General features: G+C 69.8%; 12 protein-coding genes. 7 read left to right on the forward strand and 5 right to left on the reverse strand.

The window, feature by feature from the left end:
• A partial coding sequence (locus B9S58_RS16935) for a transposase (RefSeq protein ID WP_181009339.1) occupies window positions 1-799 on the forward strand: 799 nt, incomplete at its 5' end.
• 156 nt (window positions 800-955) lie between these two features.
• Here B9S58_RS16935 and B9S58_RS16940 read toward each other — a convergent pair.
• Entirely contained in the window at window positions 956-1,183 is a 228-nt protein-coding gene (locus B9S58_RS16940; protein ID WP_103532935.1) for a DUF2945 domain-containing protein, read from the reverse strand.
• A gap of 477 nt (window positions 1,184-1,660) precedes the next feature.
• On the opposite strand from B9S58_RS16940, the gene B9S58_RS16945 reads away from it, so the two are divergent.
• From B9S58_RS16945 to B9S58_RS16960, 4 genes are read left to right on the forward strand one after another with little or no spacing between them, the layout of a single operon-like run.
• On the forward strand, window positions 1,661-2,926 hold the full coding sequence (locus B9S58_RS16945; protein ID WP_103532936.1) for a polyprenyl synthetase family protein: 1,266 nt from the start codon (window positions 1,661-1,663) through the stop codon (window positions 2,924-2,926).
• Window positions 2,923-4,440, forward strand: a complete 1,518-nt coding sequence (locus tag B9S58_RS16950; protein WP_103532937.1) for a phytoene desaturase — start codon at window positions 2,923-2,925, stop codon at window positions 4,438-4,440. The genes B9S58_RS16945 and B9S58_RS16950 overlap by 4 nt, the downstream gene beginning before the upstream one ends.
• Complete coding sequence (locus B9S58_RS16955; protein WP_103532938.1) at window positions 4,437-5,465, forward strand: phytoene/squalene synthase family protein; 1,029 nt, start codon at window positions 4,437-4,439, stop codon at window positions 5,463-5,465. Before B9S58_RS16950 ends, B9S58_RS16955 begins: the two co-directional genes overlap by 4 nt.
• Window positions 5,462-6,472: a DUF5914 domain-containing protein gene (locus tag B9S58_RS16960; protein ID WP_103532939.1), complete on the forward strand. Its 1,011-nt coding sequence runs from the start codon at window positions 5,462-5,464 to the stop codon at window positions 6,470-6,472. Before B9S58_RS16955 ends, B9S58_RS16960 begins: the two co-directional genes overlap by 4 nt.
• A 49-nt stretch (window positions 6,473-6,521) precedes the next feature.
• On the opposite strand, the gene B9S58_RS16965 is transcribed toward B9S58_RS16960, so the two are convergent.
• The 4 genes from B9S58_RS16965 to B9S58_RS39140 all read right to left on the reverse strand — a co-directional run bounded on the left by B9S58_RS16965 (window position 6,522) and on the right by B9S58_RS39140 (window position 10,808).
• Window positions 6,522-8,081 carry an NAD(P)/FAD-dependent oxidoreductase gene (locus B9S58_RS16965; protein WP_258044651.1) on the reverse strand — a complete coding sequence of 520 codons (1,560 nt, stop codon included), beginning with the start codon at window positions 8,079-8,081 and terminating at the stop codon, window positions 6,522-6,524.
• Window positions 8,078-8,806: a class I SAM-dependent methyltransferase gene (locus B9S58_RS16970; RefSeq protein ID WP_103532940.1), complete on the reverse strand. Its 729-nt coding sequence runs from the start codon at window positions 8,804-8,806 to the stop codon at window positions 8,078-8,080. The genes B9S58_RS16965 and B9S58_RS16970 overlap by 4 nt, the downstream gene beginning before the upstream one ends.
• On the reverse strand, window positions 8,803-10,050 hold the full coding sequence (locus tag B9S58_RS16975) for a lycopene cyclase family protein (RefSeq protein WP_103532941.1): 1,248 nt from the start codon (window positions 10,048-10,050) through the stop codon (window positions 8,803-8,805). Before B9S58_RS16975 ends, B9S58_RS16970 begins: the two co-directional genes overlap by 4 nt.
• A gap of 491 nt (window positions 10,051-10,541) precedes the next feature.
• Window positions 10,542-10,808, reverse strand: coding sequence for a hypothetical protein (locus B9S58_RS39140; RefSeq protein ID WP_258044652.1), 267 nt, complete (start codon window positions 10,806-10,808; stop codon window positions 10,542-10,544).
• Between the two features lie 97 nt (window positions 10,809-10,905).
• Between B9S58_RS39140 and B9S58_RS16985 the strand changes: the two genes are divergently transcribed.
• Together B9S58_RS16985 and B9S58_RS16990 are read left to right on the forward strand one after the other, a co-directional pair.
• The gene (locus B9S58_RS16985; protein ID WP_103532942.1) at window positions 10,906-11,145 is read left to right on the forward strand and encodes a transposase; all 240 of its coding nucleotides are present in this window, start codon (window positions 10,906-10,908) and stop codon (window positions 11,143-11,145) included.
• A gap of 66 nt (window positions 11,146-11,211) precedes the next feature.
• Entirely contained in the window at window positions 11,212-12,090 is an 879-nt protein-coding gene (locus tag B9S58_RS16990; protein ID WP_258044653.1) for an IS3 family transposase, read from the forward strand.
• Window positions 12,091-12,103: the final 13 nt, after the last annotated feature.

Raw genomic sequence — 12,103 nt, forward strand, 5'->3', positions numbered from 1 at the left:
CGGGAAGGGGGCGGCCAGTCTGCTGCGCGAGGCCCTGTCCACGGTGCGGGCCATGGGCACCACCGCGCAGATCGTCGTACGGGCCGACTCGGCGTACTTCTCGCACAAGGTCGTCGACGTCTGCCGCAAGGCCGGCGTGCGCTTCTCCCTCGCGGTCGCGGTGAAGAAGACCATCCGCACCGCGATCGAGCAGATACCCGCCGACGCCTGGACGGCGATCGCATACACGAACGCGATCTGGGACAGCGAGGAAGACCGCTGGATCTCCGACGCGGAGATCGCCGAGATCCCCTTCACCGCGTTCACCAGCAAGAAGAAGACCTTCCACACCACGGCCCGCTTGATCGTGCGCCGGGTCAAGCGGCTGAACCCGAAGTCGGTGCCCGACGGGCAGGCCGAACTGTTCGGGGTCTGGCGCCACCACGTCATCTTCACCGACAGTCCGTTCGTCCTGGCCCGGGCCGAGCCGATGCACCGCGAACACGCCTGCGTGGAGCAGGTCTTTGCCGATCTGGAGGACTCCGCCCTCGGCCACCCGCCCTCGGGGAAGTCCACCGCGAACGCCGCCTGGCTGACCCTGGCGGCCGCCGCCCACAACCTCACCCGCGCCGCCGGCCGCCTCGCCTCGGTCTTCCACGCCAAGGCGCGGACCGGCACCATCCGCCGGCACCTGATCCACATCCCGGCCCGCCTCGCCACCCGCGCCCGCACCATCACCCTGCACCTCCCCGAACGCTGGCGCTGCGCCGACGACTTCACCGACCTGTGGACGGCCACCGGACAACGCGCCCAGACCTGACCCGCCGGACCGACCGCCCGCCCACGACCCGAAAGACCTCGGAGAACCCGCCACCGGAACGGCCATCCGGAAAACACCACTGCCCAAATCCGAGAATCCACCCCGAAAGCAATCCACCGCGCAATCAGAGATCACGCGGTGGATCGAGGCTCAGCTTCAGGAGCCCTTGTCCTTCTTCCGCAGAGACTGCGGCTTATGCACAGCGGTTCGGCCGGACTTTTCACTCTCAACCTCATACTGCGGTTCTGCTTCCGATGCATTGACCGTGCGTCCCGCGACCTCACCGCGCTCCGTGATCTTTCTCTTCACCTTGCCGGGAACGGTCTGCCCGTGACTGCTCCAGGAGACTGAGTCCCCCTTCTTGAGTTTCTTGCCTTTCGCCATGATGTGCACGCTCCCTGATTGTCATCCGCCCACGGCGGCCATAGACGCTGTTGCGCCCGTCGCGGCCCCACGCATTCCGGCACGATCGCAGCAGGCACAGGGTGCGAAGCCAGACAGTGCTCAAGTCGCGGCGTTCCGTGGGCTGAGATAGGTTCCTTGTTGACAGCGTCAGTGTTTCGGCAACCGGGCTGTGCCGAGAAAGAACACAGCCCCGATCCGGTGGGCAGAGCCCCCATCGGGTGTGTGCGGAGCGGGCACCCGTCACGTGGGCCATTCGGGCGTGGTGGCCGCCGTCCTGTCGTGTCCGAGGTGTTTCTCCTCCGGGATTGGGCGGCTGGCGTGATCGTCTCTGATCAGTGCCAGCTTCCGCGCGGTGCGAACTCCTGATCGGCAGTGTGCACGAACGCATGCGAACGGGGTACGCGCAGCGGGGTATCGAGTCGTTCGTCATCACCACTGATCTCGGAAAGGCGTGAGATGGGCCGTTCCCAGCCCACGGAGCACTCGTTCGGCGAGCCTTCGCAACCGGCCGGCAAGTCGAAGGAGCACCGCCAGCCTGGCCCGTCGTCCGAGGACGCGCAGGTCGTCGACGCGGATGTGGTCCATGCTGTCCTGAGTACCACACGGGCAGTGCTGAGTGAACGGGTCGCCGAGGCAGGTGAGCACGACGTCTTGTTCTCCGAGGAGTTGGCGCGGCGGGTCGCCGACTTCACGCTCGACGGCGGCAAGCGCATGCGGCCTCGCCTTCTGTGGTGGGGAATGCGCGCGTGCGGTGCGGCGGAGACCGCGGCCGCTCTGCGGCTCGGGGTGGCGCTGGAGCTGATCCAGACCTGCGCACTGATCCACGACGATGTGATGGACCGCTCGCGACTGCGCCGGGGGCAGCCTGCCGTACACGTCGGTTTGGCAGAGCATGCGGGGCTCTCGCCGCATTCCGATCGGGGGTCCGCGTTCGGTTCCTCTGCGGCCGTGCTGGCAGGGGATCTTGCACTGGTCTGGGCCGATGACACGGTGGCGGAGACCGTGCTGTCCGCCGCCCAGCGTCGGAGAATCGGCACCCTCTGGCGGGCCATGCGGACCGAGATGGTCGCCGGGCAGTATCTTGATCTGCACGGCCAGGTCAGCGGTGGGTCCTCAGTGGTGCAAGCCTTGCGGACCGCCTCGCTCAAGAGCGCCTCGTACTCCGTCGAGCGGCCTCTAACGCTCGGCGCCGCCCTCGCGGGAGCCGATGAGCGGACCACCGAAGCCCTGAGTGCCGCCGGCCGGTGCGCCGGTCTCGCCTTCCAGCTGCGGGACGATCTGCTCGGGGTCTTCGGTAATCCGGGGGTGACCGGGAAGCCGTCCGGCGACGACATCCGGGAGGGGAAGCCGACCTACCTGCTGGCTGTCGCTCGGACGTGGGCTGAAGCTGCGGGCGACGAAGAAGCGCTGGCCGTCCTCAGCCGGGTCACGGGCAACGCCGACCTGACGGAGGACGATCTCGCTGACGTGCTGGGCGTCTTTGAGGTGACGGGGGCGCGCGCCCATGTGGAGCGGGAGGCGGAGCGGCTTCACGACCACGCCGTTCATCGTCTGGGACAGGCCGTTGACGTGGAGGCGCACGGCGGCCGTCAGCTGCTCGGTCTGCTGCGCACGGTCTCCGGAGACTGGTCCGGTCACTCCGCGCTCCACACCGGCGAAACGGACGGGGCGGCAGCCGCCGCCCGGCTCCTGACTGCGGCCGAAGGGGGCAGCCCCAGGTGATTACGGTCAAGGGGCCCGTCGACCATGTGGTGGTGGTCGGTGCCGGTCTGGCAGGTCTGGCCGCTGCGCTCCACCTGCTCGGCGCGGGCCGCAGCGTCACGGTCGTTGAGCGGGAAGGAGTCCCAGGCGGCCGGGCCGGGCTGCTGGAGACGGGCGGCTTCCGGATCGACACCGGGCCGACCGTACTGACGATGCCCGATCTGGTGGAGGAGGCCTTCGCCGCGGTCGGGGAGCCGATGGCCGACCGGCTGGAGCTGATCCGGCTGGATCCCGCCTACCGGGCCCGGTTCGCCGATGGATCCCAGCTCGACGTGCACACCGATGGTGCGGCGATGGAGGCCTCTGTCGAGCAGTTTGCGGGTGCCCGGCAGGCGGTCGGATACCGGCGCCTGCGGATCTGGCTGGAGCGCCTGTACCGGGTGCAGATGCGTCGTTTCATCGACGCCAACTTCGACTCGCCGTTCCAGCTCGTCCACCCGGACCTCGCCCGGCTCGCCGCTCTCGGCGGTTTCGGCCGGCTCGATGCGCGGATCGGGCACTTCGTCTCGGACGAACGGCTGCGCAGGGTGTTCTCCTTCCAGGCGCTGTACGCGGGTGTGCCTCCTGCACGGGCGCTGGCCGCGTACGCGGTCATCGCCTACATGGACACGGTGGCTGGGGTGTACTTCCCTCGGGGTGGCATGCACGCGCTGCCCCGTGCGATGGCGGACGCGGCAGCCGACGCAGGGGCGTCCTTCCGTTTCGGGCAGAGCGTGACCCGGCTGGAGCGCTCGGGTGACCGGGTCACTGCGGTCGTCACCGACCAGGAGCGCATCGCTTGCGACGCGGTGGTCCTGACGCCCGATCTGCCCGTCAGCTACCGGCTGCTAGGCCGCAGCCCGCGTCGGCCGCTTCCTTTGCGGCACTCGCCGTCCGCGGTGATCCTGCACGCGGGCACAGACCGCACCTGGCCGGGTCTGGCGCACCACACCATCTCGTTCGGCACGGCCTGGAAGAGCACGTTCCACGAACTCACCCGCTCCGGGGAGCTGATGTCGGATCCCTCGCTCCTCATCACCCGTCCCACCGCGAGCGATCCCTCTCTCGCACCTCCAAGTAGGCACCTTCACTACGTGCTGGCTCCCTGCCCGAACACCGAGGTCGGGCCTGGTGTACGGGAGTGGCGCGAGCTGGGGCCCCGCTACCGGGACGAGCTGCTGGCCGAGCTGGAGCGCCGCGAGATGCCCGGGCTCGGCGCGGCGATCGAGGAGGAGGGGCTGGTCACTCCGGTCGACTGGACCGCCCGGGGCCATGCGGCGGGCACCCCGTTCTCCGTGGCCCATACCTTCCCTCAGACCGGCCCGTTCCGGCCGGGCAACCTGGTGCGGGGCACGGTCAACGCCGTCCTTGCGGGCTGTGGCACCACGCCCGGCGTCGGCGTGCCGACCGTCCTGATCTCCGGGAAACTGGCGGCGCAGAGGATCACCGGCCCGCCCTCCGTTCCGCGACCCCGCCCGAGAGGTTCTGCCGCATGACCGCCCGTGAACTGGATGCCGCGGGCATCCGCGACCCCGCCCTCCGAGCCGCGTACACCCGCTGCCGCGGTCTCAACGCTCGTCACGGCAAGACGTACTTCCTCGCGACCCGGCTCCTTCCCGTCGACCGTCGGCCCGCTGTTCACGCCCTGTACGGCTTCGCCCGCTGGGCCGACGACATCGTCGACGATCTCGGCAGCACGGCCACCCCCGGGGAGCGCGCCCGGGCCCTGGTGGCGCTGGAGGCCCAGTTGGCCGCAGGGTTGCGGCACGGGCGGACCACCGAGCCGGTGATCCGCGCGCTCGCCGACACGGCGGGGCGGTACGGCATCGCGCATCAGCACTTCACCGACTTCCTGTCCTCCATGCGCAGCGATCTGACGGTCGGCGGGTATGCCTCGTACGAGGAGCTCGGCCGGTACATGCACGGTTCGGCCGCGGTGATCGGTCTTCAGATGCTGCCGGTGCTCGGGACGGTGGGGCCGCGTGAAGAGGCGGCGGTGCACGCGGCCGCGCTCGGAGTCGCCTTTCAGCTGACCAACTTCCTGCGGGACGTGGGCGAGGACCTGGACCGGGGACGGCTCTACCTGCCGTCTGAGCTGCTGGCGGCGTACGGGGTGGACCGGGAACGCTTCGAGTGGAGCCGGAGGGCGGGGACTCGAGACGGCCGGATCACCGATGTCCTGCGGGCCGCCGCAGCCCACAACCGGGCCGTCTACCGGGCCGCCCTGCCCGGGATCGCGATGCTCGACCCGGTCTCGCGGCCCTGCATCCGTACGGCGTTCGTGCTCTACAGCGGCATCCTCGACGCGATCGAGGCGGACGGGTACGCGGTCCTGCACCGCCGGGCGGTCGTCCCACGGCGGAGACGGGCCGCCGTGGCACTGGACGGACTGGCCCGGGCGGTCGCCGTGCGCACCGTGGGGCGGCGCCGGGAGAGGCCGGTCGCGGGTACGCGCTTTTTCACAGCCTCCCGTACACGGGTGGCCGAGACCGCGAGCGCGGTGCGGAAGGAGACCGTATGAGCCCCGCGACAGGGCGTCCCAGGCGCATACCGCTACAGCTGCGGTCCGCACCCGTGCCGTGGGAGCGGCAGGCGCCGACGTGGCGGGACGCAAAACCGGCGCTGATCGCACAGGCCCTGAAGCGTGCGCAGAGCCGGCCTTCCGGCAACTGGTACGTCATCGGCGCCTCGCGCGGTCTTCCTCCCGGCCGGACGCTCGGGGTCACGGTCGGCTCCACCGAAGTGGTGGCCTGGCGCGACGGCGCGGGCAAGCTCCGCGCGGGCCCCGGGGCGTGCCCGCATCTGGGGGCGCCCCTGCGCGACAGCCCGGTCCGCTGCGGCACGCTGGTCTGCCACTGGCACGGACTGGCCCTGGACGGCGGGCCGTTCGCCGGGTGGGAGCCCTACCCGGCCTTTGACGACGGGGTGCTCCTCTGGGTGCGGCTCGACGGCCTGGGCCAGGAGCCCCCTTCGGAACTGCCGTACGTACCGGCCCGGCCCGGGGTCCGGGGGGCTGTGGAGACGGTTTACTCGGGCGTCGGCCGCTGCGAGCCGGAGGACGTGGTGGCCAACCGCCTCGACCCGTGGCACGGAGCATGGTTCCACCCGTACTCCTTCGTGGACCTGACGGTCACCGGAACGCCCGCCGACCGCCCGGAGGACGACGACGGGTTCACCGTCGACGTGTCGTTCAAGGTGGCTGGACGCTTGGTCGTGCCGGTGCGGGCCCGGTTCACGGCGCCCGAGCCCCGTACGGTCGTCATGCACATCGTCGAGGGCGAGGGCGCGGGGTCCGTGGTGGAGACGCACGCCACGCCCCTTGCTCCGGACGCGCAAGGGCGGCCCCGCACCGTCGTGACGGAAGCGCTGGTCGCGGCGTCGGACCGGCGCGGGTTCGCCGTGGCCCGGGCGGCCGCGCCGCTGCTGCGCCCCCTGATGCGTGCCTCGGCCGGGCGGTTGTGGCGGGATGACCTGGCGTACGCGGAGCGGCGCTGGCAGCTCCGCGACAGCGGACAGTTCCCGGGCTGACGAGCGGGCGGTGCGGGCCCCTTTCGTGAGGCCCCGCACCGCCCCTCCGTCAGGAGGGCCCCAGTGCCGCGAGCCCGCGCAGGACGGCCGACCGTCCCATGCGCGGTACGGTCCACAGCGTCTGCCCGCGTACGCCCCACGCTTCCAGCAGGGCGTTGGCTGCGAGGAACCCGCTCGTTGCCGCGCGTTCCATCAGAGCCACCGGCAGATCGGTGCGGACCATGTCTCCCGCCACGGTGACGGCGGGGTCGGGGCTGCGCACGCCCGGCCGGTCCCTGTAGCCGCCCACGGGGAACATCGGGCAGTCCGCCCGCCACTCGTGACGCTCATCGAGGATGCGGGCGCTGCGGGTCTCCGGGAAGACCTGATGCAGTTGCCGCAGCGCGGCGTGCTGTACGGCGGACCGGTCGGCGTCCGGTGGGACGGCGTAGGCGTGGAGTTCGAGGACCGAGCCCCTGGTGCGACTGGCCCAGCGGGCAGCCTCACCCTCCCAGCGGTTCAGGACGCTCACGTTGTCCAGCGGTCCGTAGCCGCTGGTGCCCAGGAAGCCCGGCCGGTCCCGCGCCACGGGGCGGTCGAGCCAGAGCCGTGAGACGAGGAACGGCGGTGCGGTGCGCAGCCGGGCGATGCGTGAGCGCCAGTCGGCGTCGCCCAGGTCCGGGGAGGCGGCGACGACGCGGCGCAGGCCGCCGCTGTCCAGGGCGAGGACGAGGGCGTCGTGGCGGTCGGTGCCGTCGTCGGTGGCGATGTCGAGGCCGCTGCCGAGCAGGGGACGCACCTCGCGGACGGGGCACCCGGTCCGCACCCGGACGCTGTGGCTTTCGAGGTGGCGGTGCAGCGGATCCCACAGGGCGGTCGGGAACGGTTCGTCGGGGACGTCGAAGAGCAGGCCCTCGCTGGAGCCGAGGAAGTAGATGTGGAACATCAGCACCAGTTCGGCCGCCGATAGTTCACGCGGGTCGGCAAAGAAGCTGCGCGAGAACACCTCGAACGCCAGGTGGTGGGCAGCCTCGGGGAAGCGGATGCGGTTGAGGAAGTTGGTGGCGCTGATGGAGTCGATCCGGTCGTAGACCTCGGGCACCCGCACATCCAGCAGCGGCAGAGCCGCCCTCGGGTTCATCCGGATCAGGTCCCGCAGGCCGAAGGTGGGGCTGAGGGCGACGAATCCCATCGCGCTCAGCGGAGGCGTGCGCGGGATCCGGGCGAAGCTGTCGTGCAGGCCGGAGCTGTGCCGCAGTGGGTAGTCGGGCAGCCGGGTCAGCGAGCCGAGGTCCGGGTCGATTCGGCGCAGCAGGCCGCGGAGGTTGTAGTACTGCCGGAAGAAGGCGTGGAACCCGCGGCTCATCGTCACGGTGGTGCCGTCGGCGAGCTCGGTGGGCCATCCCGCCAGCCGTCCGCCCAGGCCCGGTTCGCGCTCGTACAGCGTGACGCGCGCGCCGCGTTCGGCCAGCAAGGTGGCCGCCGCGATCCCGGCGATTCCGCCGCCGACAACGGCCACCGTGGGGGCCTCTCCGGTGAACCGGGGGCGGCCGGCGTGGGCCGGCACGAGCGCCGCCTGCCGGTCCCGGCCACGCCGGTCGTCCCTGCCGCCACCCCGCAGGAGGATCACGGCCCCTCCCCCGCGCCCGCGGTGGTACGGGCGGTGAAGGTGTGGGTGATCCCGGTCTGCCAGCCGGGCAGCGGCGACACGCGTACGTCGGCGAAACCGGCCCGGCGAAGCCGCTGGGCGAAGGCGGGCGCGGTGTCGAACCGGGTGACGCTGTCCCGGAGGTGGCGGTAGAGCTCGGCGTCCCCGGCGAGCCGTCCGGCGGGCTGGATGATGACCGTGCAGACCGCGTTCCAGACGGCACGGTGGACGGTTGATCCGCTGAGCGTGTAGTCGTGGACGGCAATGCGGCCGCCAGGGACGAGCAGGTTACGTACCAGGTCGAGGGTCTTGTCTGGGTCACCGAGGTTGCGGAAGAGGTATCCGGCGAACACCGCGTCGAAGGAGCCGGGTCGCAGCCGGTCGGCCAACTCCTCCACCGGCGCGTGCACGAAGTCGACGCCGCCCAGCCCGCTCTTGGCCTTCGCCCGGTCCAACATGCCGCCGGAGGCGTCGACGCCGGTGATCCGGGCGTGCGGGGCAGCGGAGAGAAGGGCTGCTGTGGAGGCGCCCGTGCCGCATCCCAGGTCGAGCACGCTCAGTCCGCATCCTTCCTCCGCCAGTCCCAGCCGGCGTGCCGATCGGCGCAGATGCGCGTGGTAGCCGGGGCTGGCCGCGACGAGGCGGTCGTAGGCGGCGGATCCGCGGTCGAAGGCCGCGGACAGTGCGTCACCGCGCAACAGGGTCATGGGGTGCTCTCTTCGTGGTCGGTCGGGGAGATAGGTGAGGGGGACGCCAAGGTGGCAGGTTGTTCACGCCGGGGTCTGACGGGGAGTTCGACGACGGTGCGCAGCATGGGAACCACCGGTGTCCGCAGGCCGATCAGCAGGTCCTCATGCAGCCGCGAACTGCCGTCCATGAATCGCAGCAGCCGCTCGGCGGGAACGCCGCGGAAGAGGCGGTTGAAGAAGTCAGCGCCTTCCACCCGGCCAGCGTCCAGAGCCCGCAGCATCACCGCGTCCATCGCTCGCGCCCGTCGCCCGTACGGCAGAGGCATGCGCAGCGGCCGTCCGGCGCGCAGCTGGGCGGCGATGGCTCGGCTCTGCCGTTGCACGGCGGCGAAGGTGTAGCCGGTGGAGGGCCGGGTCGCGCCTCCGGCCGTGCCGATGCGGAACACCGAACGCCCCTGCCGGTACGAGAAGTGACCGTCCGTCATCGGGATGACGCCGTGCTCCTGCGCCGTGACGCGGAGTTGCCCCAGTTTCATGATTCTGCCGGTGTAGTTGTACAAGGCTCGCCGGTAGCCGTCAGTGTTCAGCGGGGAGGCGGAGAACTCGGTGTACTCAACCAGCGCCGTATGCGCATCCAGAGGCAGGACATAGCCGAACGAGAGCCCATGGGCGGGCTGCGGCGTACGGAAGTCCATCAGGTCCGCGGTAGCCGGATCGAACAGGGGTCGCTCGGTGCGGACGAACCAGCCGGTGAAGTGCTGGAGGAGGGTGGTGCGAGCAGGGGGCAGGCGAGGGGGCGGGCGGGAGTCGAAGACGAGGCGGCCGCGCACGAGGACGCTTTCGCCGTGCGCGTCCCGCGTCAGGACCTCGCCACCGTCGGACGGGACGTCGCGTACGGCGCTCACGTCCGCCTCGATCCGGCACAAGGCCGCCGTGCGAGACAACCGCTGCTCGACCAGCGCTTCGAAAGCGTCCGACCGCAGCATCTTGTAGCGCAGCTGTCCGAGCCGGGACACGGTGCAGGACCCGTCGGCCGCCCGGACTCGCAGCTGCCGCCAGGAGGCAGCCAGACACGAGTCATAGTCGCCTCCCGGCGGCTCCCAGAAGCACCAGGTCCGGGGCGGCGCCCGAAGCGGCCCCGGCGGGGCATCGACAAGGGCGACCGACAGCGGCGTGGCCCTGCCAGGGGCGCTCAAGTGGTACGCCAGACTCAGCCCGGCCGCTCCGGCCCCCACGATGACGATATCGAAGTCAGCAGGCACGGCTCCCTCTCGGTCGGACGAACCCCCGCTGATGTGCGAACCCGCCAGCAGGCCGGGCGAGATGCTTGCTCTCCGACCGTATCCCGCTAGCCGATACCGGACCCAGCCTGAGCTGCGGCTCCCACCTGAGTGGCGGAAAGGCCCGTCGAGGTCGGCAGCCTCCTCCCGCCTGACCGATGGCTCGCCGCTCAAACCTGCCACTCGTAAGCCGAGCCCGGAGAACGGTCAACCTTCGCTGCGACGGGTCATGTGGGTCTCGTTGCCGTGATCCGGCTACCCGGCCACACCGACGATGTGACCGTGCAAGACAGTTGGCCCGAAGGGCCATCTCCGCGCTCACCACGGAGGGACCCCGCAGACGTCCCGGCAGGTCAGGGGGTGGGCGAGGCCTCGGTGAGCGCCATCCAGTCTCGGACCGTCTCGTAGTGCGAGCCGCTCGCCGTGCTTGTAGCCACTGCTTCAGCGTCCTCGGCGGAGCACGGCGTCCCTGCTCAGGTGAGCAGGATCAGTGGCCACGCAGGCCCAGCGCCGGCCGGCTCGTCGTCGAAGGCAGTCCAGTCCCAGGGGCCGCCGAACCGCCATGCCCGGCCCGCGGCGTCGGCGACCTCGTCGCCCACCTGGAGAGACGCATACGGACGCATCAGCAGTTCGAAGGCGAAAGGGATACCGTCACCGGGGTGGATGGTGTACCCCGAGCCATCGAGATGACTGTCATCTGGGAACTCGCGATAGGACAGGCCTCGGCGCAGCGCAGTCACGGTCCGGGTGGGACGCGGCAGCCACACCTGAGGTGCCTCGAAGTTCCCGGACAGGGACCCCATAGGGTTGCCCTGAACAGGAAACGAGGAAGTAGAAGTGGCACCACCCAGTAAGTATTCACCGGAGTTCCGCGAGGAAGCTGTACAGATCGCTCTCCGGTCCAGCAAGACCATCTCCGAGACAGCTCGTGAGCTCGAAATCAATCCGGAGACCCTCCGAGGCTGGGTGAAGAAGCACCAGAAACAGCATGAGCCGGCTGCCGATGCGGAACTGTCGTTGAGCGAACGGGCTCGCCTTAAGGAACTCGAACGACGCATTCGCGAAGTCGAGATGTAGAACGTCTTCCTGAAAAATGCGCGGCGCGCTTCGCGAAGGATCCCGGTAGCAAGCAAGTACGAGTTCATCGATGAGATGCGGCTCGACACGGTGGAGTACGCATATAGCGTCGAGTTCATGTGCGATCACCTCGACGTGTCCAGATCCGGCTACTACAGCTGGCGCGGCCGCCCGGAATCCGCGACGGCCCAGCGGCGCGACAATGTGAAGCTGCTCATCCGTAAGGCATTCGACGATGCTGACAGCACGTACGGCTACCGGCGCGTCCACGCCCAGCTGCACCGCTGGGGCCATACCGCGGGCCTGGAGCTGGTCCGCCGGCTCATGCGCGAGCTGGGCCTTGAGCCCTGCCAGCCGAAGCCGAAGCCGAAACGCTTCGGCCTCACCCAGCACGCACCCGGCCCGGTACCGGATCTCGTCGGCCGGAACTTCACTGCCGACGCGCCGGGAGTGAAACTTGTCGATGATATCACCTACATTTCGACCGGAGAGGGGTGGCTGTATCTGGCGACCGTCATCGACTGCTGCACCAAGGAAGTCATCGGGTACGCGATGGGCGACCACTATCAAACCCCTCTCATATCCCGGGCCATCCGCAATGCGGCACGGAACAGAAAGTTCACGCCAGGTGCAATATTCCACTCCGATCGTGGAAGTAACTACATGTCAGCCGAGTTCGGGAAGACGCTGGGTCAGCTCGGGCTCCGCAAATCAGCCGGCCGCACCGGAATCTGTTTCGACAACGCCATGGCCGAGTCGTTCTTCAGTGTCCTGAAGAACGAACGTGTATCACGGATGACTTACCTGACCCGCGAGGCAGCCCGGCAGGACATCACCCGCTACATCGAATTCTGGTACAATCACAAACGCCTTCACTCGGCAGTTGGCTACCGTCCTCCGCGCGAAGTACACGCCGAGCATCAGAAGTTGCGAATCGCCGCGTGAAATCAACGGCCGA

Origin of the sequence: Streptomyces sp. SM11 (assembly GCF_002910905.1) — a bacterium.
Taxonomy (GTDB): Bacteria; Actinomycetota; Actinomycetes; order Streptomycetales; family Streptomycetaceae; genus Streptomyces.

What these genes read in the sequence shown, in the direction of transcription:
- B9S58_RS16940 (WP_103532935.1), bottom strand. Translation starts at nt 1,183, where the DNA reads ATGGCGAAAGGCAAGAAACTCAAGAAGGGGGACTCAGTCTCCTGGAGC.
- B9S58_RS16945 (WP_103532936.1), top strand. Translation starts at nt 1,661, where the DNA reads ATGGGCCGTTCCCAGCCCACGGAGCACTCGTTCGGCGAGCCTTCGCAA.
- B9S58_RS16955 (WP_103532938.1), top strand. Translation starts at nt 4,437, where the DNA reads ATGACCGCCCGTGAACTGGATGCCGCGGGCATCCGCGACCCCGCCCTC.
- B9S58_RS16960 (WP_103532939.1), top strand. Translation starts at nt 5,462, where the DNA reads ATGAGCCCCGCGACAGGGCGTCCCAGGCGCATACCGCTACAGCTGCGG.
- B9S58_RS16970 (WP_103532940.1), bottom strand. Translation starts at nt 8,806, where the DNA reads ATGACCCTGTTGCGCGGTGACGCACTGTCCGCGGCCTTCGACCGCGGA.